The organism is Photobacterium piscicola (assembly GCF_046058925.1).
Classification (GTDB): Bacteria; Pseudomonadota; Gammaproteobacteria; order Enterobacterales; family Vibrionaceae; genus Photobacterium; species Photobacterium piscicola.
The window spans coordinates 346,143-371,299 of record NZ_CP175534.1 but is presented as its reverse complement, the minus strand read 5'-3'; the positions used below and the strand labels follow the sequence as shown (position 1 = coordinate 371,299).

The 25,157-nt window shown below is 43.0% G+C and carries 23 protein-coding genes; 15 read left to right on the top strand and 8 right to left on the bottom strand.

Annotated features, from left to right (window positions below; all coding sequences use genetic code 11):
- The first annotated feature begins 21 nt into the window (after window positions 1–21).
- The 3 genes from fadB to ACJZU6_RS01785 all read left to right on the top strand — a co-directional run bounded on the left by fadB (window position 22) and on the right by ACJZU6_RS01785 (window position 4,509).
- A complete protein-coding gene (fadB, locus tag ACJZU6_RS01795) occupies window positions 22–2,196 on the top strand; it encodes a fatty acid oxidation complex subunit alpha FadB (protein WP_408900555.1) in 2,175 nt (724 codons plus the stop codon).
- A gap of 2 nt (window positions 2,197–2,198) precedes the next feature.
- On the top strand, window positions 2,199–3,365 hold the full coding sequence (gene fadA / locus ACJZU6_RS01790; RefSeq protein WP_045040460.1) for an acetyl-CoA C-acyltransferase FadA: 1,167 nt from the start codon (window positions 2,199–2,201) through the stop codon (window positions 3,363–3,365).
- A 163-nt stretch (window positions 3,366–3,528) separates the two neighbouring features.
- A complete protein-coding gene (locus ACJZU6_RS01785; RefSeq protein ID WP_297482477.1) occupies window positions 3,529–4,509 on the top strand; it encodes an MDR family oxidoreductase in 981 nt (326 codons plus the stop codon).
- A gap of 94 nt (window positions 4,510–4,603) precedes the next feature.
- Here the strand turns inward: ACJZU6_RS01785 and ACJZU6_RS01780 are convergent, their stop codons facing one another.
- On the bottom strand, window positions 4,604–5,545 hold the full coding sequence (locus ACJZU6_RS01780; RefSeq protein ID WP_107277111.1) for a LysR family transcriptional regulator: 942 nt from the start codon (window positions 5,543–5,545) through the stop codon (window positions 4,604–4,606).
- A 125-nt stretch (window positions 5,546–5,670) separates the two neighbouring features.
- Window positions 5,671–5,853 carry a hypothetical protein gene (locus ACJZU6_RS01775; protein WP_080159032.1) on the bottom strand — a complete coding sequence of 61 codons (183 nt, stop codon included), beginning with the start codon at window positions 5,851–5,853 and terminating at the stop codon, window positions 5,671–5,673.
- A 138-nt stretch (window positions 5,854–5,991) separates the two neighbouring features.
- On the opposite strand from ACJZU6_RS01775, the gene tusA reads away from it, so the two are divergent.
- Window positions 5,992–6,243 carry a sulfurtransferase TusA gene (gene tusA, locus ACJZU6_RS01770; RefSeq protein WP_080159033.1) on the top strand — a complete coding sequence of 84 codons (252 nt, stop codon included), beginning with the start codon at window positions 5,992–5,994 and terminating at the stop codon, window positions 6,241–6,243.
- Window positions 6,244–6,287: 44 nt separating this feature from the next.
- On the opposite strand, the gene ACJZU6_RS01765 is transcribed toward tusA, so the two are convergent.
- Window positions 6,288–6,533: a hypothetical protein gene (locus tag ACJZU6_RS01765; protein WP_408900554.1), complete on the bottom strand. Its 246-nt coding sequence runs from the start codon at window positions 6,531–6,533 to the stop codon at window positions 6,288–6,290.
- Between the two features lie 272 nt (window positions 6,534–6,805).
- Window positions 6,806–7,495 (bottom strand): OmpA family protein, encoded by a 690-nt coding sequence (locus ACJZU6_RS01760; protein ID WP_080159035.1) that lies wholly within the window; start codon window positions 7,493–7,495, stop codon window positions 6,806–6,808.
- A gap of 293 nt (window positions 7,496–7,788) precedes the next feature.
- On the opposite strand from ACJZU6_RS01760, the gene glyQ reads away from it, so the two are divergent.
- The 3 genes from glyQ to ACJZU6_RS01745 all read left to right on the top strand — a co-directional run bounded on the left by glyQ (window position 7,789) and on the right by ACJZU6_RS01745 (window position 12,266).
- Complete coding sequence (gene glyQ, locus ACJZU6_RS01755; RefSeq protein WP_036789134.1) at window positions 7,789–8,700, top strand: glycine--tRNA ligase subunit alpha; 912 nt, start codon at window positions 7,789–7,791, stop codon at window positions 8,698–8,700.
- Between the two features lie 9 nt (window positions 8,701–8,709).
- A complete protein-coding gene (gene glyS, locus ACJZU6_RS01750; protein ID WP_408900553.1) occupies window positions 8,710–10,779 on the top strand; it encodes a glycine--tRNA ligase subunit beta in 2,070 nt (689 codons plus the stop codon).
- Between the two features lie 236 nt (window positions 10,780–11,015).
- Window positions 11,016–12,266: a valine--pyruvate transaminase gene (locus ACJZU6_RS01745; RefSeq protein WP_408900552.1), complete on the top strand. Its 1,251-nt coding sequence runs from the start codon at window positions 11,016–11,018 to the stop codon at window positions 12,264–12,266.
- Window positions 12,267–12,371: 105 nt separating this feature from the next.
- Here ACJZU6_RS01745 and gyrB read toward each other — a convergent pair whose 3' ends face one another.
- Genes gyrB through dnaA form a run of 4 tightly spaced genes read right to left on the bottom strand, consistent with a single transcriptional unit; the run spans window position 12,372 to window position 18,392 of the window.
- Window positions 12,372–14,792, bottom strand: a complete 2,421-nt coding sequence (gene gyrB, locus ACJZU6_RS01740; RefSeq protein ID WP_080159038.1) for a DNA topoisomerase (ATP-hydrolyzing) subunit B — start codon at window positions 14,790–14,792, stop codon at window positions 12,372–12,374.
- Window positions 14,793–14,807: 15 nt separating this feature from the next.
- Window positions 14,808–15,890: a DNA replication/repair protein RecF gene (recF, locus tag ACJZU6_RS01735; RefSeq protein WP_327770133.1), complete on the bottom strand. Its 1,083-nt coding sequence runs from the start codon at window positions 15,888–15,890 to the stop codon at window positions 14,808–14,810.
- A 2-nt stretch (window positions 15,891–15,892) separates the two neighbouring features.
- Window positions 15,893–16,993 carry a DNA polymerase III subunit beta gene (gene dnaN / locus ACJZU6_RS01730; protein WP_080159040.1) on the bottom strand — a complete coding sequence of 367 codons (1,101 nt, stop codon included), beginning with the start codon at window positions 16,991–16,993 and terminating at the stop codon, window positions 15,893–15,895.
- A gap of 1 nt (window position 16,994) precedes the next feature.
- Window positions 16,995–18,392 carry a chromosomal replication initiator protein DnaA gene (gene dnaA / locus ACJZU6_RS01725; RefSeq protein WP_080159041.1) on the bottom strand — a complete coding sequence of 466 codons (1,398 nt, stop codon included), beginning with the start codon at window positions 18,390–18,392 and terminating at the stop codon, window positions 16,995–16,997.
- Window positions 18,393–18,869: 477 nt separating this feature from the next.
- Here dnaA and ACJZU6_RS01720 point away from each other — a divergent pair, with 477 nt between their 5' ends.
- The 8 genes from ACJZU6_RS01720 to mnmE all read left to right on the top strand — a co-directional run bounded on the left by ACJZU6_RS01720 (window position 18,870) and on the right by mnmE (window position 25,153).
- Window positions 18,870–19,625: an amino acid ABC transporter substrate-binding protein gene (locus ACJZU6_RS01720; protein WP_080159042.1), complete on the top strand. Its 756-nt coding sequence runs from the start codon at window positions 18,870–18,872 to the stop codon at window positions 19,623–19,625.
- Window positions 19,626–19,706: 81 nt separating this feature from the next.
- Complete coding sequence (locus ACJZU6_RS01715) at window positions 19,707–20,378, top strand: amino acid ABC transporter permease (RefSeq protein WP_080159043.1); 672 nt, start codon at window positions 19,707–19,709, stop codon at window positions 20,376–20,378.
- Window positions 20,375–21,112, top strand: coding sequence for an amino acid ABC transporter ATP-binding protein (locus ACJZU6_RS01710; protein ID WP_080159044.1), 738 nt, complete (start codon window positions 20,375–20,377; stop codon window positions 21,110–21,112). The genes ACJZU6_RS01715 and ACJZU6_RS01710 overlap by 4 nt, the downstream gene beginning before the upstream one ends.
- A 183-nt stretch (window positions 21,113–21,295) precedes the next feature.
- Entirely contained in the window at window positions 21,296–21,430 is a 135-nt protein-coding gene (rpmH, locus tag ACJZU6_RS01705) for a 50S ribosomal protein L34 (RefSeq protein ID WP_006233350.1), read from the top strand.
- 15 nt (window positions 21,431–21,445) lie between these two features.
- Window positions 21,446–21,802: a ribonuclease P protein component gene (gene rnpA / locus ACJZU6_RS01700; RefSeq protein ID WP_080159045.1), complete on the top strand. Its 357-nt coding sequence runs from the start codon at window positions 21,446–21,448 to the stop codon at window positions 21,800–21,802.
- The gene (gene yidD / locus ACJZU6_RS01695; protein WP_080159046.1) at window positions 21,769–22,026 is read left to right on the top strand and encodes a membrane protein insertion efficiency factor YidD; all 258 of its coding nucleotides are present in this window, start codon (window positions 21,769–21,771) and stop codon (window positions 22,024–22,026) included. The genes rnpA and yidD overlap by 34 nt, the downstream gene beginning before the upstream one ends.
- 2 nt (window positions 22,027–22,028) lie before the next feature.
- Window positions 22,029–23,669, top strand: a complete 1,641-nt coding sequence (gene yidC, locus ACJZU6_RS01690) for a membrane protein insertase YidC (protein WP_080159047.1) — start codon at window positions 22,029–22,031, stop codon at window positions 23,667–23,669.
- A gap of 116 nt (window positions 23,670–23,785) precedes the next feature.
- Window positions 23,786–25,153, top strand: coding sequence for a tRNA uridine-5-carboxymethylaminomethyl(34) synthesis GTPase MnmE (gene mnmE, locus ACJZU6_RS01685; RefSeq protein WP_080159095.1), 1,368 nt, complete (start codon window positions 23,786–23,788; stop codon window positions 25,151–25,153).
- Window positions 25,154–25,157: the final 4 nt, after the last annotated feature.

Genomic DNA, 25,157 nt, shown 5'->3' with positions numbered 1-25,157 from the left:
TGGAATATATGGAGATAGAACATGATTTACCACGGTGAAACACTCTCTGTACACTACCTTGAAGAAGGGATCGCTGAACTCATTTTTGATGCACCAGCTCCCATCAATAAATTTGATCTCGCCACTCTTGAAAGTTTTAATCGAGCGCTTGATGCACTCTACCAACAACCCAACCTTAAAGGCTTAATCCTACGTTCAACCAAAGCGGCATTTATCGTTGGTGCCGATATTACTGAATTTCTAGGATTATTTGCCCTGCCAGCAGATCAACTGTCAAAGTGGCTTCATCATGCCAATACTATTTTTAATAAGTTAGAAGATTTACCCGTTCCAACCATCTCGGCCATTAATGGTTACGCCCTAGGTGGTGGTTGCGAATGCGTACTCGCGACTGATTTTAGAATTGCAGATCATCAAGCACATATTGGATTACCAGAAACAAAACTCGGGATCATGCCAGGATTTGGAGGGACGGTTCGCCTGCCACGGTTAATTGGCGCTGATAGTGCAATGGAAATAATTACCTCAGGTAAAAATAACAAAGCCGATTCAGCCTTAAAACTAGGATTAATTGATGCGGTGGTTGCCACAGATCTCTTACCAACAGCAGCATTACGTATTATTAAACAAGCTATTGCGGGTGATTTAGATTGGCAGCAACGCCGATCTCAAAAAAAAATGCCATTAAAGCTAACAGCTACTGAAGCATTAATGAGTTTTACCACGGCTAAAGCGATGGTCGCTAATATCGCAGGTAAACATTACCCTGCACCAATGGCGGCAGTGGCCGCAATCGAAACCGCTGCAACCTGCGAACGCACACAAGCTTTGGCTATCGAAAACACTCACTTTGTCACCCTTGCTAAAACCGATGTTGCTCAAGCTTTAGTGGGTATTTTCCTAAATGATCAATATTTAAAAAGCAAAGCTAAACAAGCCATTAAAACAGCCCAACCGATACAACAAGCGATGGTACTGGGCGCAGGAATTATGGGTGGTGGCATTGCTTATCAATCAGTAACAAACCATGTCCCCGTTGTCATGAAAGATATCACCAGCGAGGCCTTAACTCTTGGCATGCAACAAGCCGCTAAGTTGCTCAATAAAAAGCTCACTCGAGGGCGGATTGACGGCTTACAAATGGCGGCAACATTAGCCACCATCACCCCAACCCTGACTTATTCTGATTCCAATCACGTTGATATTGTTATAGAAGCGGTAATTGAGAACCCCACAATAAAAACCGCAGTACTCGCAGACGTTGAACAACAGGTTGCCGATACCACGGTAATCACTTCAAACACCTCAACAATCCCAATTAATTTACTCGCAGCATCATTACAACGCCCTCAAAACTTTTGCGGCATGCACTTTTTTAATCCGGTCCATAAAATGCCATTGGTTGAGATCATTCGCGGCCAACACACCTCAAATGAAACCATCGATCAAGTGGTGGCTTATGCGGCTAAAATGCGCAAAACCCCTATTGTAGTAAATGATTGTCCGGGATTTTTTGTTAATCGAGTTTTATTTCCTTATCTAGCGGCATTTAGTTTACTGCTGCGTGATGGTGGTGATTATCGTCAGATTGATAATGTTATGGAGCAAGATTTCGGGTGGCCAATGGGACCGGCTTATCTGCTCGATGTAGTGGGTATTGATACCGCCCATCATGCTCAAAAAGTGATGGCAGAGGGATTCCCACAACGAATGGCTAAACACGATGCCGATGCTATTGATGTGTTATATGAGCAACAACGCTTTGGGCAGAAGACAGGAGCGGGATTTTTTAATTATCATCTGGATAAAAAAGGTAAACCTAAAAAAACAATTGATCCACACACTGCCCGTTTACTTGCGTCCATTGCAGCAACGTCGACCTCATTTTCAAGCACCACCATTATCGATCGCATGATGATTCCAATGATTAATGAAGTCGTACGCTGCTTAGAAGAAAACATTATTGCGACGCCAGCTGAAGCGGATATGGCATTGGTCTATGGCTTAGGTTTTCCTCCTTTTAAGGGCGGGGTATTCCGTTATTTAGATAACCTAGGTTTAGCCAATTACGTCGCATTAGCCGATAGCCATCAATCACTCGGCCCTTTATATCAAGTACCTGAAGGTCTGCGCGCCAAAGCGGCGGCTGATGAGTGTTATTACCCCACCGTTGCTGCGGCATCATTAAGGAGTTGATTATGAATAATGTGGTGATTGTTGACTGTATTCGTACCCCGATGGGACGCTCAAAAGGCGGTGCATTCCGCCATGTACGTGCTGAAGATTTATCGGCACATTTAATGACAGGATTATTAACCCGTAACCCTCAATTAGATGCGAATAATATAGAAGATATTTATTGGGGATGTGTGCAACAAACCTTAGAACAAGGATTTAATATTGGTCGTAATGCAGCACTATTAGCAGGGATCCCAACCACTGTCGGCGCAACAACCGTTAACCGTTTATGTGGTTCATCCATGCAAGCGCTGCATGATGCCACTCGCGCTATTATGGTGGGTGATGCACAAAGCTGTTTAATTGGTGGCGTAGAACATATGGGTCATATACCGATGACTCACGGGGTTGATTTCCACCCAGGCCTATCGAAAACTGTCGCTAAAGCCGCGGGAATGATGGGATTAACCGCAGAAATGTTAGCGCGAAAATATGATATTAGTCGTGAGCTGCAAGATCAATTTGGCGCACGTTCACACCAGCGCGCTCATGCCGCTACGATTGAAGGTCGATTTACCCGTGAGATTTTTGCTACCGAAGGTCATGATAACGAAGGGATTTTAATTAAATATACTACCGATGAAGTGATTCGCCCCGAAACAACCGTGGCGACACTAAGCCAATTACGCCCGATTTTTGATCCCACCCATGGCACGGTAACAGCGGGAACATCATCAGCGTTATCAGATGGCGCGGCGGCAATGTTACTCATGGATGAACGCCAAGCACGCGCATTAGGCTTACCCATTCGCGCGCGAATAAAAGCCATGGCGATTGCCGGATGCGAACCATCACTCATGGGATTTGGCCCTGTTCCTGCCACTCAAAAAGCATTACAACGCGCAGGGTTAAGTTTAGATGATATTGATATCATTGAGCTCAATGAAGCCTTTGCGGCACAAACATTACCCTGCATTAAAGCACTCGGGTTAATGGATCATCTTGATGAAAAAATTAACCTTAACGGCGGTGCGATTGCCCTTGGTCATCCATTAGGGTGTTCTGGTGCCCGTATCTCCACTACTCTCATCAATCTTATGGAGCAAAAACAAGCCCGCTTTGGTTTAGCAACAATGTGTATTGGTTTAGGGCAAGGCATTGCCACTATCTTTGAACGAATAGAATAATTACACTCAATATATAGCGTGTCGCTTTTGGTCCTATCATGAAAGACATAACATGCAACTTACACATAGATACAATGAGTAAGTTTCATTTTATTCATCAAGATAAGCCGTCTACACTCAATCCTATATTGATTGCTAACCATGATTTTTCCGGAGTATTGCAATGTTTAAAGCACTAGTACTAGAACAAGAAGATAAAAAAACACTCGCAACTATTCGTCAAATGGCAACATCTGAATTACCTGCTGGTGATGTGTTAATTGATGTTGATTACTCTTCATTAAACTATAAAGATGGCTTAGCAATTACCGGTAAAGGTCGTATCGTACGTCAATTCCCAATGGTACCAGGTGTCGATTTAGCGGGCACAGTGGCTGAGTCAAGTGATGATCGCTACCACGTCGGTGACAAAGTAGTACTGACGGGCTGGGGTGTGGGTGAAGGTCACTGGGGTGGCATGGCTGAAAAAGCCCGCCTAAATGCAGATTGGTTAGTACCATTACCCGCAAACCTTGATGGCAAACAAGCGATGATGGTCGGTACTGCAGGCTTAACGGCAATGCTGTGTGTACAAGCTATTGTTGATGCAAATGTAAAACCTGAAGATGGCGAGATTTTAGTCACGGGTGCCAGCGGTGGTGTTGGCTCAGTTGCGATTACTTTACTGGCACAACTCGGCTATAAAGTTGCCGCAGTAACGGGGCGTGCTGAAGCTAATGGCCCATTACTAAAACAACTTGGCGCAACGACAATTATTGATCGTAGTGTGTTTGAAGAACCTGCTCGCCCATTAGATAAGCAATTGTGGGCTGGCGCAATTGATACTGTTGGTAGCAAAGTACTGGCTAAAGTATTAAGCCAAATTAACTACAACGGTGCAGTTGCCATTTGTGGCCTTGCTGGCGGCTTTGATTTACCGACAACAGTTATGCCTTTTATTCTACGTAATGTACGTTTACAAGGTATCGATTCAGTAATGTGCCCATTTGAAAAACGTCAACAAGCATGGCAACGTCTAACTGAGTTACTACCCGCTAGCTACTTTGAACAAGCCTGCCGTGAAGTCGCACTTGAACAAGTAGCAGAATGTGCAGAAGCGATCACCAACGGTCAAATCACCGGCCGCGTAGTCATTAAACTGTAATGATCAAATAATGCAGTATTAATGCCACTGAATGATGGTCGTTAATCAATGAGGTCAGCCATGTGCTGGCCTTTTTATTGATCTCAATATTTCACTACAACAACCCGATATCATGAATACGAGAGTTGATCAGTCGTCCACACTCTTCTTTAATAATAGTACGCAGCCATATTTGCGATGCCGAATGCTCACAACGCGCATGCCATAATAATGAATAATCAAATGGCTTAAACTCAAATGGCAATGGCTTGACGATTAACTGATAACGTTCTGCGACTAAATACGCCAAATCTGCAGGCACCGTCATGATCAATGGCATTTGTTCGATGATCGCTAAAGCCGCTTCTAAATGATAAGCCCGTAATACCATTTTAGGTTGAGGATGACCACGCAACTGTTCATCAATTAACGCTTTAACGCCATCGCTTACCGCTATCATTGCATGGGGATAGGTTAAGTAATCTTGCAAGGTAAGTGGCTTATTTGCTAATGGATGATTCTGGCTCACAAGACAAAACACACTCACTAAGCCTAATAACTGCTGACACAGTGGCTCCATATCAGCACTAGGACGACAAATTGCCATATCACAGCCCCCCGTAGTCAACTGTGACAACACGTTATTATGCTGTAACGGGCTAAATTCTAATGACAGATGGGGTGCTTCTTGATAAATACGCGGCAATGCAAATGGCAGAATAGTTTGCATTGCATAATCCGTCGTCGCAATTTTAAAAGTTTGATCACAAATAGCGGGATCAAAATCATTCGGCGTCAGTAATAATCGTAATGATTCTAACGGTTCATTTAATTGTTCATTTAATTCCAATGCCCGTTGTGTCGGTAGTAATGACTGCCCTTGACGGGTAAACAACGGATCACCGACTAAGTCGCGTAATCGGCCAAGCACTCGGCTCATTGCTGATTGGCTCAAGTTAAGTCTAATAGCTGCACGACTAACACTGCCTTCATCCAATAACACCTTTAACGCAACCAGTAAATTTAAGTCACGCCGATAAACTTCTTCGAGCTCCATAGTTTTACTTCTCTAACGCTATGAATTAATCAAATATGGCAACAGTATGGCGGGATAGATAAAAAAAATCCCGCCTTTTTAAGACGGGAATATTCACGAGCAAGCATCATTCAACGCCGCTAGTGTTATTTTTTTTGTTGTTCTAGCTTATTTTTACTGGCGAACTCAACCCATAATCCAAGGATTGTGGCCAGCAAACCACCAACAGCAAAGAGCCCGGTAGCATGGTGACTAATAAGCATTATAGTGCTAAATGAAATAATGCACAGTACCGCATAAATCATGACACGATCGATTGAAGTTAACATAATATCCCCCTAATCCATTAGAAGAAAGGTTAATGTGATGTTAATAAGGTTACACATTTTATCTAGATTTACCAAGCCTTATTGATTAATTCTTATCCCGCAGTATGATCATAATGTCTACAATAATACGTGTAAATTATGACTGCTAATTTTGAAAATCCGACCCATAGCCTTGATGCTCTCGGCTTACGTTGTCCTGAACCCGTAATGATGGTACGCAAAACAGTCCGAAAAATGGCAACTGATGAAACCTTGTTAGTTATTGCCGATGACCCATCAACGACGCGCGACATTCCCAGCTTTTGTCGCTTCATGGATCACACGCTTATCGCCGCAGAAACAGAAACGCTACCCTATCGTTTTCTGATCAAAAAAGGCGCTGGCAATTAAATCAAATTAAAAAGGCAGCGTTATAAACGCTGCCTTTTTAGTTGTTACTGATTGTGTTGTTGCTGACGTAAGTTTTCGAGTTCATGTTGCACCTGACGTAACTCTTTTTTAAGTGGTAATATATAGCGTAATCGAACCCACGCATCGACAGACAAATAGGTTGTAACAACCGTTCCGACGACCATAGGAAACCACATATCAGTTAACATCATTCCCGCTACATTCAGTGCTAATGCAATATGAAATAACCAACATTGACTTTGCGGTGAGATCGCTGAGAAGCGCGCCATAGAAACCCCCTACATCACCCAACAGAATTTAAGTTAACGATTAATTAACATTAACTCTAGCATGGTAAATCACGATAATCTTTTGCAGCTATCACAGTTACACACTTAAATTAATTCACATTTAATGACGATTTAACCCGCTTAACTTCACATCCAAGTTTCACATGAAACTAACTACACTCAATATAAAATAAAACAAAAAAAACCATGAGCCTGAGCCCATGGTTTCAATATGATGTTAGTTACACACCACTATAATCAATCAATATCAATTAAGCCAATGGAGATAGAATGATCTCAACACGACGGTTTTGAGCACGACCTTGTGATGTTCCATTGGTCGCAATCGGGCTATTCTCGCCACGGCCTTGAGAAACAACACGATCAACATTTACGCCTTGACGGATAAGGTAGTTACCGACCTCACCGGCACGTACTTGTGATAAACGCTGATTATAAGCCGCAGCGCCAGAGCTATCCGTAAAGCCTAAAACGTTTAACTGGGTCTTAGGGTATTCTTTAGCAACTATCGCTACATTATGTAACGCTTCCATCGCACGGCTATTTAATGCAGATTGGTCAACACCAAAGGTAATTTCATTTGGCATATTTAAAATGATGTTATTGCCATTACGGGTAACACTGATGCCTGAAGATGCTAATTGCTGACGCAGTTTAGCTTCTTGTACATCCATGTAATAACCAATACCGCCACCCAAAGCTGCGCCAGATGCTGCACCAATCAATGCACCTTTACCGCGATCATGTTTGCTTGAAGACGCGATACCGATTGCAGCACCCGCTAATGCACCAATGATAGAACCGCCAGTACCTTTTGCAGTTTGGCTCTCACCAGTATAAGGGTTAACTGTTGAACAACCCGCAAGCGTAACAGCAGCAGCAACAGAAATTACCGCAGCACGCACCCAAGTTTTTGATGCCATCACTTGATTTTTTGCCATTTAATTTAAAGACCCATGTTCTTGATACGCACATCGCATACCGAATAAAACTACGTTAATAATCAGACCAACGAGCTATTTGTTAGCGCTATTGTAATCAACCGATACATTTACGCCATCAAAATAATGTCAAATATTCATGAAAACCCAGTGTCCACAAGGGACAATCTGAGGAATTATCTCAAAACAAGCGCCAGATGGATAAAAAACACTCACGGCCCCTACTCGCCTCTGGGTTGGCAATGTATACTTGATAATTAATTATTTCATCCACTAATCTCGCGAAGCTGACAATGCAGAAATACGATATTAAAACCTTTCAGGGCATGATCCTCGCGCTGCAGGATTACTGGGGCCAACAAGGCTGTACAATTGTGCAACCTCTTGACATGGAAGTGGGTGCAGGTACCTCTCACCCGATGACATGTCTACGAGCTCTAGGTCCAGAACCAATTGCAGCAGCGTATGTACAACCATCTCGCCGTCCAACCGACGGTCGTTACGGTGAAAACCCTAACCGTCTTCAGCACTACTATCAGTTCCAGGTAATGCTTAAGCCGTCTCCAGATAACATTCAGGAACTGTACTTAGGCTCACTAGAAGTCCTAGGTGTTGACACTAAAGTACATGACATCCGTTTTGTAGAAGACAACTGGGAAAACCCAACCTTGGGTGCTTGGGGTCTTGGCTGGGAAGTTTGGCTGAACGGCATGGAAGTAACACAGTTTACTTACTTCCAGCAAGTTGGCGGCCTTGAGTGTAAGCCTGTTACTGGCGAAATCACTTACGGTATTGAACGTCTAGCGATGTACATTCAAAACGTTGATTCAGTCTATGACTTAGTTTGGACAGATGGCCCATTAGGTAAAGTAACCTACGGTGATATCTTCCATCAAAACGAAGTTGAGCAATCAACTTACAACTTTGAACACGCTGATGTTGATTTCCTATTTACTTTCTTTGACCAGTGCGAGAAAGAATCACTGAAGCTGTTAGCACTTGAGCAGCCACTGCCATTGCCAGCTTACGAGCGTATTTTGAAAGCAGCACATGCTTTCAACCTTCTTGATGCTCGTAAAGCAATTTCAGTAACTGAACGTCAACGTTACATTCTACGTATTCGTAATGTAACCAAACAAGTCGCTGAAGCTTACTATGCATCACGTGAAGCACTTGGCTTCCCAATGTGTAAAAAAGATAAGTAAGGGATAGCCATGACAGATAAGAATTTCTTAATTGAGCTAGGTACTGAAGAGTTGCCACCCAAGGCACTTCGCACTCTAGCTGAAGCCTTTGCAGCCAACTTTGAAGCGGAGCTAAAAGCCGCTAACTTACCTCACCAAGGTATTAAGTGGTATGCAGCACCGCGTCGCCTAGCACTTAAAGTAACAGCGCTTGCTGAAAATCAACCTGACAGAATTGTAGAAAAGCGCGGCCCAGCGATTGCGGCAGCATTTGATGCAGAAGGTAATGCGACTAAAGCGGCTCAAGGTTGGGCGCGTGGTAACGGCATTACGGTTGATCAAGCTGAACGCATGATTACCGATAAAGGCGAATGGCTACTGTTCAAGCAAGAAGTAAAAGGCCAACCAGCCCAAACATTATTGCCTGAGCTTGTTGCAGCAGCACTGGCTAAACTGCCTATCCCTCGCCCAATGCGTTGGGGTGATAAAGACACCCAATTTATTCGTCCAGTAAAAACACTGACGATGCTATTAGGTGAAGAGCTCATTGAAGGCACTATCTTAGGTGTTGCTTCTGCGCGTACTATTCGTGGTCACCGCTTTATGGGTGAAGCTGAATTTACTATCGATAATGCTGACCAATACCCTGCGATTCTAGAAGAACGTGGCAAGGTAATGGCAGACTACGATGCACGTAAAGCAATCATTCTAGCTGATGCGAAACTAGCCGCTGAAGCGGTTGGTGGTATTGCAGATCTTGATGATGAGCTAGTTGAAGAAGTTACCTCTCTTGTTGAATGGCCAGTCGTGCTGACCGCTTCATTTGAAGAAGAGTTTCTAAAGGTACCTTCTGAAGCGTTAGTTTACACCATGAAAGGTGACCAGAAGTACTTCCCTGTTTATGATGCGGAAGGCAAACTAGTGCCTAAGTTCATCTTCGTCTCTAACATCATCTCAAATGATCCAAGCCAAGTTATCTCAGGTAATGAGAAAGTAGTCCGTCCACGTTTAGCGGATGCTGAGTTCTTCTTTAATACTGACCTTAAGAGCAAGTTAGTTGATCGCCTACCTCAACTTGAGACAGCCATCTTCCAACAACAGCTTGGTACCATTAAAGATAAAACCGATCGTATCACTGAGCTTGCGGGCTACATTGCAGAGAAAATCGGCGCTGATGTCACTAACGCTAAGCGTGCTGGCCTACTGGCTAAGTGTGACTTAATGACCTCTATGGTATTTGAGTTCACTGAAACCCAGGGTGTTATGGGTATGCACTATGCACGTCATGATGGCGAAGTAGAAGATGTTGCACTAGCACTAAACGAGCAATACATGCCACGTTTTGCTGGCGACCAACTACCAAGCACTGGTGTTTCTTCTGCAGTGGCGATGGCTGACAAACTAGATACTATCGTAGGTATCTTTGGTATTGGCCAAGCACCAAAAGGTAGCGACCCATTTGCATTGCGTCGTGCTTCTTTAGGTGTACTACGTATTATCGTTGAAAACGGTTACGACTTAGATCTTGTTGATTTAGTCGCTAAAGCACACTCGTTATTTGGTGACAAACTAACGAATGCTAATGTTGATTCAGATGTAATTGAATTCATGCTCGGTCGTTTCCGCGCATGGTACCAAGATGCAGGCTTTAGCATTGATGTTATTCAAGCTGTACTTGCAATGCACCCTACTCAACCGTCTGATTTTGATAAGCGTGTTAAAGCAGTAAGTCATTTCCGTGATTTAGATGCAGCAGAATCACTTGCCGCAGCCAACAAGCGTGTAGGTAACATTCTCGCGAAATTTGATGGCGAGCTACCAGCGACCATTAACAACAGCTTGTTAGTAGAAACGGCAGAGAAAGAACTAGCACAAAAAGTAGAGACGGTTGTTGCAACACTTGCACCTGTCTTTGCTGCGGGTGATTACCAACAAGCACTAACAGAGCTAGCATCACTTCGTGAACCTGTTGATGCGTTCTTTGATAATGTAATGGTAATGGCTGATGACGAACAACTTAAAGTTAACCGTCTAGCACTGCTTAATCTATTACGTAACCAGTTCTTACAAGTAGCTGATATTTCATTACTACAAAAGTAAGTTTAATCATCACTGGTTCATAATATAAACCACGCTTTGGCGTGGTTTTTTTATATCTGCATTTGATAATTTCACATTGTTCCACGTGAAACACATCGACACAGCCGACCACTACCCTTAGAGCAAACAAAGGGTTTCGCTTCTGATTGCAATCAGGTATTTTGATCTATCGCCCATCACAAATAACGGGCATCGCAAGCACGTAACCCTGCACTGATATAGAGGTCGATAGCACCATGGAATTTTCTGGCTTTGGCGATAAGTTCGCTGGCGATTCAGGCATTACTCAATTAATGCACGATTTAAATGATGGCTTAACCAACCCTGATGCGATCATGCTCGGTGGTGGTAATCCAGCTCAGATTCCAACAATGGTTGATTATTTTAATCAGCTATTAATGGAAATGGCCACCAGTGGCGAATTAACCGCATCGATCACCAACTACGATGGTCCTCAAGGAAAAGACCGTTTTATTAACGCCCTCGCGACGTTGCTTAAACACCATTATGGCTGGAACATCAGCAGTAAAAACATCACTCTCACCAACGGTAGTCAAAGTGCCTTCTTTAATTTATTTAACTTATTAGCAGGCAAATGCCGTAATGGTGCCAGTAAGAAAATTCTATTACCGCTATCTCCTGAATATATTGGCTATGCTGATGCGGGTTTGGAACAAAATATGTTTGTCTCTTACCAACCCACGATTAGCTTATTGGATAATGGCTTATTTAAATACCATATTGATTTTAGTAAGTTGGTTATTGATGACAGCATTGGTGCAATTTGTGCTTCTCGCCCAACCAACCCGACAGGTAACGTGCTGACTGATGATGAAGTCAAACAACTCGATGCGCTCGCTCAAGCACATAATATTCCACTGATTATCGACAATGCTTATGGCATGCCTTTCCCTGATATTATCTTTGCTGATGTCACCCCTTTTTGGAACAGCAATACCATTTTATGTATGAGCTTATCTAAACTGGGTTTACCCGGTATTCGCTGCGGAATAGTGATTGCCAATGAAGAGATTATTACTGCGCTCACCAATATCAACGGTATTATCAATTTAGCACCCGGCAGTTTAGGCCCGGCAATTGCTGATAAGCTAATCGCCCGTAATGATTTATTACGGCTAAGCCATGACGTTATTCGCCCTTTTTATCAGCGCAAAGCACAATATGCCGTGAGTCGATTACAGCACTATATTACTGATCCACGGTTTCGTATTCATAAGCCAGAAGGCGCGATATTTTTATGGTTATGGTGTGATGAATTACCAATCACCACCAAAGAACTCTATCAACGTCTGAAAGTTCGCGGAGTATTAATTGTTCCAGGTGAATATTTCTTTATTGGTTTACAACAACCATGGCAACACAGTCAGCAATGTATACGCATGAACTACGTTCAAAGTGACGAACAAATGGAGCGCGGAATTAAAATTATTGCAGAAGAAATTACACGAGCTTATACCATGGGTTAACCAACCCTATTCTGCCCTCCCCTTTAGTAACAACAATAAAATTACCCTATAAAAAAACGCCGCTATGATTAGCGGCGTTTTTATAACTATTAACCTAATGACAAACTACACGTCAAGGTTAGCTACTTTTAATGCGTTCTCTTCAATGAAGTTACGACGCGGTTCAACTTGATCACCCATCAAACAAGTAAACAGCTCATCGGCCGCAACAGCATCATTGATGGTAACTTGTAGCATACGGCGTACTTCAGGATCCATGGTTGTTTCCCACAACTGGTTCGGGTTCATTTCACCCAGACCTTTATAGCGTTGTAAAGATAAGCCACGACGTGATTCTTTGTTTAGCCACTCAAGCACTTCTTTAAAGCTTGAAACTGGTTGTTTACGCTCACCACGTTGAACAAAAGCAGTATCATCCAATAGACCGTCTAATGCTTCAGAAAGATCCGCTAATTTAGCATATTCTTTTGAGTTCAATAGATCGAAGCTTAATGGGTACTCATGATCAACACCGTGAGTACGCACCACAACCTTAGGTACGAAGACGTTGTTCTCTTCATCACGTAAGATTTCAAACGTAAACTGACTTTCACCTGATTGCTTAGTATTTAGTGCTGCAACAAGGTGAGTTAACCATGCTTCAACTTGCGCGCTATCCGCTAGCATCTCAGTGCTTAAACGAGGTTGGTAAACCAATTCATTCAGCATTAACGCTGGGTAACGACGGCTCATGCGTTCGATCAGTTTCATCGCGCCATTATATTGAGTCACCAATGCTTCAAGTGCTGTACCTGTCATTGCAGGAGCACCATCATTTGCAAACAGAGATGCATTATCTAATGCTAGTGCTGTTTGGTATTGGTTCATCTCTTCGTCATCTTTAATGTATTGCTCTTGCTTACCTTTCTTCACTTTGTAAAGTGGTGGCTGAGCAATATAGATGTGGCCACGCTCAATAAGCTCTGGCATTTGACGGTAGAAGAAGGTCAATAGCAACGTACGAATGTGCGAACCATCGACATCGGCATCGGTCATGATGATGATGTTGTGGTAACGCAGTTTATCTGGGTTGTATTCGTCGCGACCAATACCACAGCCCATTGCAGTGATCAGTGTTGCCACTTCTTGTGAAGATAGCATCTTATCGAAACGGGCTTTTTCAACGTTAAGGATTTTACCTTTTAGCGGTAGAATCGCTTGGTTTTTACGGTTACGTCCCTGCTTGGCTGAACCGCCAGCAGAGTCCCCTTCCACAATATATAGTTCAGAAAGAGCAGGATCTTTTTCCTGACAATCTGCAAGTTTACCTGGAAGGCCCGCTAAATCTAATGCACCTTTACGACGTGTCATTTCACGCGCTTTACGCGCTGCTTCACGCGCACGAGAGGCATCAATAATTTTAGTACAAATGATTTTAGCGTCAGCTGGGCTTTCTAATAAAAACTCAGCAAACTTCTCGTTCATTGCTGATTCAACCGCAGTTTTCACTTCGCTTGAAACCAGTTTATCTTTGGTTTGGCTAGAGAACTTAGGATCAGGTACTTTTACCGAAACAACTGCCACTAAACCTTCACGCGCATCATCACCTGACGTTGCTGCTTTGGCTTTCTTTGAGTAGCCTTCTTTATCCATAAATGAATTAAGAGTACGGGTCAAAGCACCACGGAAACCCGCTAAGTGGGTACCACCATCACGTTGTGGAATGTTGTTAGTAAAGCAGTAAACACCTTCTTGGAAACCATCGTTCCACTGCATTGCAACTTCAACGGTAATGCCATCTTCACGCTCACTATCAAAGTGAAAAACTTTCTGATGGATTGGCGTTTTATTACGGTTTAGGTGCTCGACAAACGCGCGAATACCACCTTCATACATAAAGTGATCTTGCTTACCGTCTTCACGCTCATCAATTAACTTGATAGACACGCCAGAGTTCAAGAATGATAATTCACGTAGACGTTTAGCTAAAATTTCGTAATGAAATTCAATATTGTTGGTAAAGGTTTCTTCGCTTGGCCAGAAACGTAAACGAGTACCGGTTTTGTCAGTATCACCCACTTCAGCCAATGGTGCATCAGGCACACCATGATGGTAAGTTTGCTGATGGATATGGCCTTTACGGTTAATGGTTAGCTCAACTTTTTCAGACAAGGCGTTTACAACAGAAACACCTACGCCATGGAGGCCGCCAGACACTTTGTAAGAATTATCATCGAACTTACCACCAGCGTGGAGTACAGTCATGATAACTTCAGCGGCTGACACCCCTTCTTCTTCGTGAAGTTCAGTCGGAATACCACGACCGTCATCGCTTACAGAAACCGAACCATCTTCGTGGATCGTAACAATGATATCTTCACAGTGACCAGCAAGAGCTTCATCGATAGAGTTATCGACTACCTCAAAAACCATGTGGTGCAAGCCAGTACCATCATCAGTATCACCGATGTACATTCCTGGGCGCTTACGTACCGCATCGAGGCCTTTAAGCACCTTAATGCTTGATGAATCGTAATTGTTGGACATTGAGTTACTCTCGCTTTAATTATCCTGTGTTATCTTGCCGTGTTCGACCATGAACAACTTACCGTTTTCATCAAGCATATCAACCACTTGCTCGCGACTAATAGCACTAATGAACACTTGGGCGTTAGTTTCCTTTAATCGTTGCGCTAACAACGCTCGCCTATGGCTATCCAATTCGGAAGCAAAATCATCAATTAGGTAAATACACTGTTTGCCGGTGGCCTCTGTCAGATGTAAACCTTGCGCTAAACGCAATGCACACACCATTAACTTTAGCTGACCGCGGGACAAAACGTCCTCAACCGGTGTTCCAGCAACTTTAATCCGTAAATCAGCCTTATGGGGCCCACTTACGGTATAGCCAAGCTGACAGTCACGTTCAAAATTACGTTGCAGCAGCTCAGCATACGGTGTCTCTTTTTCCCAGCCACGATAGAAACCGAGCTGGATTTCAAATTCAGGTAAGAACACCTGACATATTTCAGCCGCTTTGATTTTTACGGCAGTAATGTACTCTTGACGCCACACACTGATTTGTTCAGCAAGTAATGCTAGCTCTTGATCCCAATAACTGAGTTCACGGTAACTTCGTGCTTGCTTTAATAATGCATTACGTTGTTTCGTCAGTCGTTTTAAGCGGCTCCATGCATTATAGAACTTTGGTTCAACATGAAACACACCCCAGTCAATAAAAGACCGTCGAAACTTAGGTCCGCCGATCAATAAATCAAATCCTTCTGGGGTAATTAACTGTAATGGTAAAATTTGGGCTAACTGCGCCAACTTTTGATTACCTTCACCACCAATTTTAACTTCGGTAGTACCATCACGTTGCTTGCTAATCCCTAAAGGTAAAGTGAGATCATTGTTATCAGTGACTCGACCATGAATAAACAATTGTTGTTGTTCATGGCGAATAACGCGACTGGTTAAATGACTGCGGAATGAACGCCCATGTCCTAAATAATGAATCGCTTCAAGAACACTGGTTTTACCGCTGCCATTAGCGCCAACCAAAAAATTAAACCCGCTGGCTAACGTAATATCACACTGAGCAATATTACGAAAATCCTGCACTAATAACCGAGTAAGCGCCATAATTACAGTCTAATTGGCATTACTACATACATGGCTTCATCATTGGTTGCATCTTCAATTAATGACGGCGCATTCGCATCCGATAATGACAACCGCACTTGATCACACTTTAGGGTGTTTAATACATCAAGCACATAGCTAACATTAAAACCAATCTCTAAGCTATCGCCCTCATAATCAACATCAAGAAACTCTTCCGCTTCTTCTTGTTCAGGGTTATTAGCAGTAATACGCATTTCACCGTTAGATAAACCGACTCTTACGCCACGAAACTTTTCGTTGGATAAAATCGCCGCTCGTGCAAACGCTTTACGCATTTCATCACAACTTGCTTCAACAAATTTAGTGCTATTTTGTGGCATTACACGACGGTAATCAGGGAAGCGACCATCAACTAACTTAGAGGTAAACACAAAATTACCCACCGTCGCGCGTAAATTTGAATGACCAATTTGAATATTGACTAAGGCTTCAGGGTTATCAAACAACCGCACCAATTCAAGTACCCCTTTACGCGGTACAATAATTTGCTTGGTTGGTAAATCATGACCTGTATCAATCGCACACACAGCCATTCGGTGACCGTCGGTTGCGACTGAACGTAAATGTTGACCATCAGTTTCAAACAACATGCCGTTTAAGTAGTAACGCACATCTTGGTTAGCCATTGAAAATTGGGTGCTATCAATTAACTGACGCATACGACCTTGTTCAATCGTAAACTCAACTTCGCTTTGCCAATCTTCAATATTTGGAAAATCTGTAGCGGGTAATGTCGTTAGTGTATAGCGACTACGACCAGAGCGAATTAACACTCGATCACCTTCATAGATAACCGCGATGGTGGCACTATCAGGTAAACCACGACAAATATCTAAAAATTTACGTGACGGTACTGTCACAGCACCCGCTTCAAAATCGCCTTCTAACGCAATTTTAGCAATGAGCTCCACTTCAAGATCGGTACCCGTCATTGACAAGCATCCATTCTCAACTTGCAGCAAAATATTGCCTAAAATAGGTAATGATGGACGACCACCTAATGCACCAGTCACCTGTTGCAAAGGTTTTAATAAATGTTCACGTTCAACAGTAAATTTCATATTAAGACGACAACGTTCTAATTAGGTTTGAATAATCTTCTTTAATATCGTGGCTTTCTTCACGTAACTGCTCAATCTTACGACAAGCATGGAGCACGGTAGTATGATCGCGGCCACCAAAGGCATCGCCAATCTCAGGAAGACTGTGGTTTGTCAGTTCTTTTGCTAAAGCCATCGCCATTTGGCGAGGACGAGCAACACTACGAGAACGACGTTTAGACAGCATATCAGCCATCTTTATTTTATAATATTCTGCAACAGTCTTCTGAATATTATCAATCGTCACTAACTTTTCTTGTAGCGCTAATAAATCACGCAGTGCTTCACGAACAAAATCAATCGTGATCGCGCGACCAGTAAAGTTAGCATTGGCAATCACACGATTCAACGCACCCTCTAATTCACGCACATTAGAGCGTAACCGCTTTGCAATAAAGAACGCCACTTCGTCAGCCAGACGAATATTATGATCTTCGGCTTTCTTCATTAAAATAGCAACGCGGGTTTCCAGCTCTGGCGGTTCAATAGCAACAGTCAGTCCCCAACCAAAGCGTGATTTTAAACGGTCTTCAACCCCATTAATTTCACGAGGATAACGATCTGATGTCAAAATAATTTGTTGGTTACCTTCTAATAACGCATTGAAGGTATGAAAAAATTCTTCTTGAGAACGTTCTTTATTGGCAAAAAATTGAATGTCATCAATCAAGAGAGCGTCAACACTACGGTAATAACGCTTAAATTCTTCAATGGCATTGTTTTGTAGCGCTTTCACCATATCTTGCACAAAACGCTCAGAGTGCATATAAACCACTTTGGCATTAGGTTTACGATTAGCAATCGCATTACCCACCGCATGCAACAAGTGAGTTTTACCTAACCCCGTACCACCGTATAAAAATAACGGATTGTAAGCCGCACCTGGGTTATCAGACACTTGACGACAAGCAGCAAGGCCTAATTGGTTTGATTTACCTTCCACAAAATTATTGAAATTATGTTTAGGGTTTACATTTGAACGATAGCCACCAGGTGATTCCGTTTGTACAGGAGACGGTGCCGGTTCGTAATGCATTGGCTCAGGTTCAGTGCGAGGTCTTGATTGCGGCAAGGTAAAAACCGGCGGCGCAACAGGTTGAGGTGGCGCAACAACAGGTTTGCTACCAACCTCAAAACGCAGGCTCGGAACATCAGCACCACAAAATTCATTAAGCAGTCGATTGATATTATTAAGATATTTATCACGCACCCAATCTAAAACAAACCGATTGGGAGCAAATAATGTCAATGTATGATCATTTAATTCAGCCTGAAGCGGACGCAGCCACATACTGAATTCTGTCGCAGGGAGTTCTTCCTGAAGGCGTTGAAGGCACTGCAACCATAGCGAAGATGACAAGGTAGACTCCACACTGAATAAACAAAACACAAAAAGGAAGATAATTTTATACTCGCTGAACAAGGATCGCCAGTAAAGAGATCCCAGATCCAGTGAATAAGATCGAACTTATGCACATAGATCTCACAATAAAATGCAAGATCAGCACAATTTAACCCACCTTTACCCACAGCTATATTAACACACCTGCCACAAAGATAAGTCTTTCATTGCCCGTTTAATGCTGTTTTTACTCAATAATGACCATTATATCATCAGCCATTATCATCCACAGGGAAAACCAACTGCTGTGGGTAACCTTTTATAACAATCAGCCCCTCTTTTAGGTGCCGTAAAAAGCATAATCTCAAGCAGTAATATGTCGCTAGCCAAACAAATGGTTATTTCAAATAACTGTTAATTATTATCTTTATGATTAAATATCGAGGTAGGATGCTTTCACCAAATAAAGCCCTATCAAGGTAAGGAAAATACCGAATGAAAAACTGGATAAAAACATTAGTGATCGCAAGTACTTTATTTGCTACTACAACCACCAGTGTTATGGCTGCAACCACAGTAAAAGTGGGCATGTCAGGTCGTTATTTCCCTTTTACTTTTGTTAGTCAAGATAAGCTACAAGGGTTTGAAGTTGACCTTTGGAATGCCATTGGTAAACGCAATGACTATAATGTTGAATTTGTTACCGCCAGCTTCTCTGGTTTATTTGGCCAGTTAGAAACAGGGCGTATTGATACTATTTCAAACCAAATCGCCATCACTCCCGCCCGCCAAGCCAAATTTTTATTTAGTCAACCTTATGTCATTGATGGTGCGCAATTGGTGGTAAGAAAAGGCAATGACAGCATTCACTCAACAGCGGATTTAGATGGAAAAACGGTGGGCGTCAACTTGGGCTCAAACTACGCGCAACTGCTACGTGGTTTACCCAATGCCGATAATATCAACATCAAAACCTATGACAGTGGTATTGAACAAGATGTGGCTTTGGGACGTACCGATGCCTTTGTGATGGATCGTCTATCGTCAGTGGCTGTGATTAATACAAAACACTTACCGTTACAATTAGCAGGAAAGCCATTTGCAACCGTTGAAAGTGCATGGCCATTTTTAAATAACGCCAAAGGTAAATTACTTCAACAGCAAGTGAATCAAGCTTTAGTGGCAATGCGTAAAGACGGCACCCTTACTGCAATATCAAACAAGTGGTTCCATACTGACATCACTCGATAACTCATCGTTTCACCATCACAAACAAAAGTGGTGGTGACTTTATTTACCCCGCTTGCATAGCCAGTACAACGGATCACCATTATGGGTTTTGATTTTAATTATATGTTGTCGTTGATGCCTATTTTGTTGAAATATCTACCAACGACATTATCCATGGCCTCTCTTGGTGCCATTTTTGCACTTTTCCTTGGGTTAGCTATTGCGTTAATTCGTATTTATAAACTGCCGCTACTTAACCCTTTAGCTCAACTTTATATCAGTTTCTTCCGTGGCACACCGTTACTGGTACAACTATTTTTACTGTATTACGGTTTACCACAAGTATTACCAAGTTTAGTTGGATTAGACGCATTCAATGCCGCGGTTATTGGCCTTAGCCTTCACTTTGCCGCTTACATGGCAGAAAGTATTCGAGCAGCGATTATCGGTGTTGACCGCAGCCAACGCGAAGCCAGTCTTGCTATCGGCATGACGGAATCGCAAACCATGTTGCGAATTATTTTACCGCAAGCCACTCGTATCGCTTTACCTTCGCTCATGAACTATTTCATCGATATGATTAAATCGACCTCCCTTGCCTTTACACTGGGTGTACCTGAAATTATGGCAAAAGCACAAATGGAAGCATCATCAAGCTTTAAGTTCTTTGAGGCTTTTCTTGCTGTTGCAATCATATACTGGGTGTTGGTGATAGTGCTTACTCGCTTACAACAATTGGCTGAAACACGTTTAGATAGGGCTTACGTACGATGATCAATATAAACAAACTCACTAAACGTTTTGGCGAACAAACTATTTTTAGCGATCTTGATCTCACTATCAAAAAAGGTGAAATCGTGGCTATCATTGGTCCATCAGGCACCGGAAAATCAACCTTTTTACGTTGCCTTAATTACCTTGAAAGTGCCAATAGTGGCACTATCACCATTAACGATGTGACCGTCGATGGCCAACAGCCTAAAAAAAGTGACATTTTAGCCCTGCGACGCCAAACCGGATTTGTATTTCAAAACTATGCTTTGTTTAATCACCTGACAGCACAGCAAAATATCAGTGAAGGTTTACGCGTCGTTAAAGGCCTTAGTAAACAACAAGCACAGCAACGCGCACTTGATATTTTAACGGACATTGGTTTAGCCGATAAAGCCGATATCTACCCTGCCGCCCTCTCTGGTGGCCAACAACAACGGGTGGGTATTGGTCGTGCTATGGCGTTAGAAGCCGAATTATTATTACTTGATGAACCTACGTCAGCCCTCGATCCACTGTGGGTCAATGAAGTGCTTAACTTGATCAAACAATTGGCAAAACAACAACAAACAATGTTGATCGTCACTCATGAATTACAATTTGCGCGTGAAGTCGCCGATAGAGTGATCTTTATGGCCGACGGTCAATTTGTAGAGCAAGGGCCACCAGAGCAGATCTTTAATCACCCTAACGATCCGCGACTAAAGGCTTTTTTGACTCAAATAGGGATCCAATAAGGATCCTTGAACTTCGCGCTATAAAACGTATAATGCAGCGCCCGTCATTAGATGTGGGTATAATTATTGACTCTTTGTTGGTCAGTGATTACAATTCCGCCTCTTTGTTCGTGGTAATTGTCCAATTATGGCCAATTACATCTAACAAACTTAAAAACTGATCAGTTAATTTAAGGTAAAACCATGAAACGCACATTCCAACCTTCTGTTCTTAAGCGTAAGCGTAGTCACGGCTTCCGTGCTCGTATGGCAACTAAGAACGGTCGTGCAACAATCAATGCACGTCGCGCTAAAGGCCGTAAGCGTCTTTCTAAGTAATCATCGACGATTATTTTGAATAAGTTCGCTTTTTCTCGGGAGTTACGTTTGTTAACTCCCGAACATTATAAAACTGTCTTCCAGCAAGCTCATCGTGCTGGCTCTCCCCACTTGACTATTCTTGCCCGTTCTAACGAACTCGACCACCCCCGTCTCGGTCTGGCTGTTCCAAAAAAACAGATTAAAACTGCTGTCGACAGAAACCGCTTCAAACGCGTTGTTCGCGAAAGTTTCCGTTTAAAACAACATCAGCTTCCAGCTTGCGACTTCGTAGTCATTGCCAAGAAATCAGCCAATGGGTTGAGTAACGAAGAACTATTTACGTTGTTAGATAAGTTATGGCATCGCCTGTCTCGCCCGTCGCGTGGCTAGTCGTAAGACTAGTCCGCTTTTACCAACTGGCAATCAGTCCTCTCCTTGGACCACGCTGTCGGTTCACCCCTACATGTTCTCAATATGCGATCGAAGCTGTAAAAACGCATGGAGCGCGAAAAGGTTGTTGGTTAGCGGCGAAACGTCTATTAAAATGTCACCCTTTAAATGACGGTGGTTACGACCCCGTTCCGCCAACCAAGCATAACGACAGAGAACATTAACCATGGGTTCCCAACGTAATATTCTGTTAATTGCCCTACTGTTTGTCTCATTCTTGCTATTTCAACAATGGCATGGCGACAAAAACCCGCAACCAACGAAGCCGGGTGTAGAGCAACAAGTCAATAACAATAGTGGTATTCCATCACATTCAAGTGATAATCAACCACTGGCTGACCAGAAAACTTCAACTAACTTAATTACCATTAAAACGGATGTACTGGAATTAACAGTCGACACGCTTGGTGGTGATGTTATCAATGCAAAACTACTAAAATACGACAACACCCTAGATTCTAAAGACCCATTTGTTCTGTTAAGTGATACTGACGGCCGCGATTACATTGCGCAATCAGGCTTAATCGGCACTAATGGTTCTGACTCACAAACACATGGTCGCGCACAATACGCGGTGACGGCGAAAAGCTTCGTCATGGCACCAGACCAAAACGAACTACGTGTACCAATGACATTCACTCGTGATGGCATTAGTTACATCAAAACGTTCGTTTTCAAGCGTAACGATTATGCGGTTAATGTTGACTACACTGTCGACAACAAAACTGACAAGCCTGCAACAGTACAAATGTACGCACAGCTTCGTCACCGCCTAGAAAGCAAAACTGGCGGCGGTATTCAAGGCATGGCAATGCACACCTACAATGGTGCGGCATACTCAGCTAATGATACTAAATACAAAAAATACAGTTTTGATGACATCAAAGAGAAGAACCTTAACCAGTCAGCAAATGACGGCTGGGTTGCGATTATGGAGAACTACTTCGTATCAGCATGGATCCCTCGTGATGGCAAAGACCAAACGTCTCAAGTCTACAGCAGCGATAACAACGGTGTAGGTTACATCGGCGTACGTATGCCGTTAGAGACTGTTGCTCCTGGTCAAACAAAAGAAATTAAAGCAACACTATGGCTTGGTCCTAAGTTGCAAAAAGAAATGGCAGCAACAGCCGCTAACCTAAACCTAACGGTTGATTACGGTTGGTTATGGTTCATTGCTAGTCCATTGCATAAATTGCTTTCTTTCATTCACGGTATTGTAGGTAACTGGGGTGTTGCAATCATCATCCTAACGCTAATTGTTCGTGGTGCTATGTACCCACTAACAAAAGCGCAGTACACCTCAATGGCGAAAATGCGCATGCTACAGCCAAAAATTCAGGCAATGCGTGAGCGTTTAGGTGATGACCGTCAACGTCAAAGCCAAGAAATGATGGAACTGTACAAAAAAGAGAAAGTAAACCCACTTGGTGGTTGTTTACCTATCATGCTACAGATGCCAATTTTCATCGCACTGTACTGGGCACTAATGGGATCAGTTGAATTGCGTCATGCGCCATTCTTCGGTTGGATTACGGATCTATCAGCACAAGACCCGTACTACATCCTACCTGTTCTTATGGGTGTATCAATGTTCCTTATTCAAAAGAACAGCCCATCAACAGTAACGGATCCAATGCAGCAGAAGATCATGACCTTTATGCCGGTTATGTTTACTTTCTTCTTCCTATGGTTCCCTTCTGGTCTAGTGCTTTACTGGCTAGTATCAAACGTTGTGACCCTGATTCAACAAACCATTATTTTCCGCGCGTTGGAGAAAAAAGGTTTACACAGCAAAGCTAAATAAGCTGTCCCTGTGAATGAAAGGCGACCTTAGGGTCGCCTTTTTTTATGGGTCAGATTAGGCGTAAGCCCTCACAGTGGTTTACAATCATCAAGTCATTTTCAAGCAAAGCCAAGGTTATGAATCAACATATCGATACTATCGTTGCACAAGCAACACCACCGGGCCGTGGCGGCGTCGGCATCATTCGCGTTTCAGGTCCTAAAGCGAAAGAAGTAGCCCTTGCCGTTGCTGGCCGTGAGTTAAAAACCCGTTACGCTGAATACCTGCCATTTAAAAACGAAGATGGGACCGCGCTTGATCAAGGGATCGCGCTATTTTTTAAAGGCCCTAACTCGTTCACGGGTGAAGATGTATTAGAACTGCAAGGCCACGGTGGCCCAGTATTGATGGACATGATGATCCGTCGCATTCTTAACATTGAAGGCATTCGTCCTGCACGCCCTGGAGAGTTCTCAGAACGTGCTTTTATGAACGACAAGCTTGATTTAGCCCAAGCTGAAGCCATTGCTGATTTAATTGATGCCAGCTCAGAAGAAGCGGCGAAAAGTGCCTTTAAATCACTGCAAGGTGTGTTCTCAAACAAGGTAAATGAATTGGTCGAAGCCTTAATTCATTTACGTATTTTCGTCGAAGCTGCGATTGATTTTCCTGAAGAAGAAATAGATTTTCTGTCTGACGGCAAAGTCAGTGGTGATCTCAATAACATCATGGATCGCTTGGCTGATGTGCGTAAACAAGCCAACCAAGGTGCAATCATGCGTGAAGGCATGAAGGTAGTGATTGCAGGTCGCCCTAATGCTGGTAAATCAAGCCTATTAAATGCCTTATCAGGTAAAGACAGCGCGATTGTGACCGATATCGCAGGTACAACCCGTGATGTATTACGTGAACATATTCACATTGACGGTATGCCATTACACATTATTGATACAGCAGGTTTACGTGAAGCAACCGATGAAGTAGAACGGATTGGTATTGAACGCGCATGGGCGGAAATTGAACATGCCGATCGGGTGTTATTCATGGTTGATAGCACTACCACCGATGCTACCGATCCTAAAGATATCTGGCCTGATTTTATTGAACGCTTACCGGCCAACATGGGCTTAACGGTAATTCGCAATAAAGCCGAACTTACCGGTGAAGTAACGGGCATTACAGAAGTTAATGACTCAACCTTAATTCGCCTCTCAGCACGCACAGGCGATGGTGTCGACGACTTACGTGAACATCTAAAGCAATGTATGGGATTTGCAGGCACGACGGAAGGCGGCTTTATGGCACGTCGTCGTCACTTAGATGCCCTTGAACGTGCAGCTGAACATTTAGTGATCGGTAAAGAGCAACTAGAAGGCTTTATGGCAGGTGAGATTCTGGCTGAAGAATTACGGTTAGCTCAACAGCACTTAAGTGAGATCACAGGTGAGTTTACATCGGATGATTTACTTGGACGTATCTTTACTTCTTTCTGTATTGGTAAGTAAATAC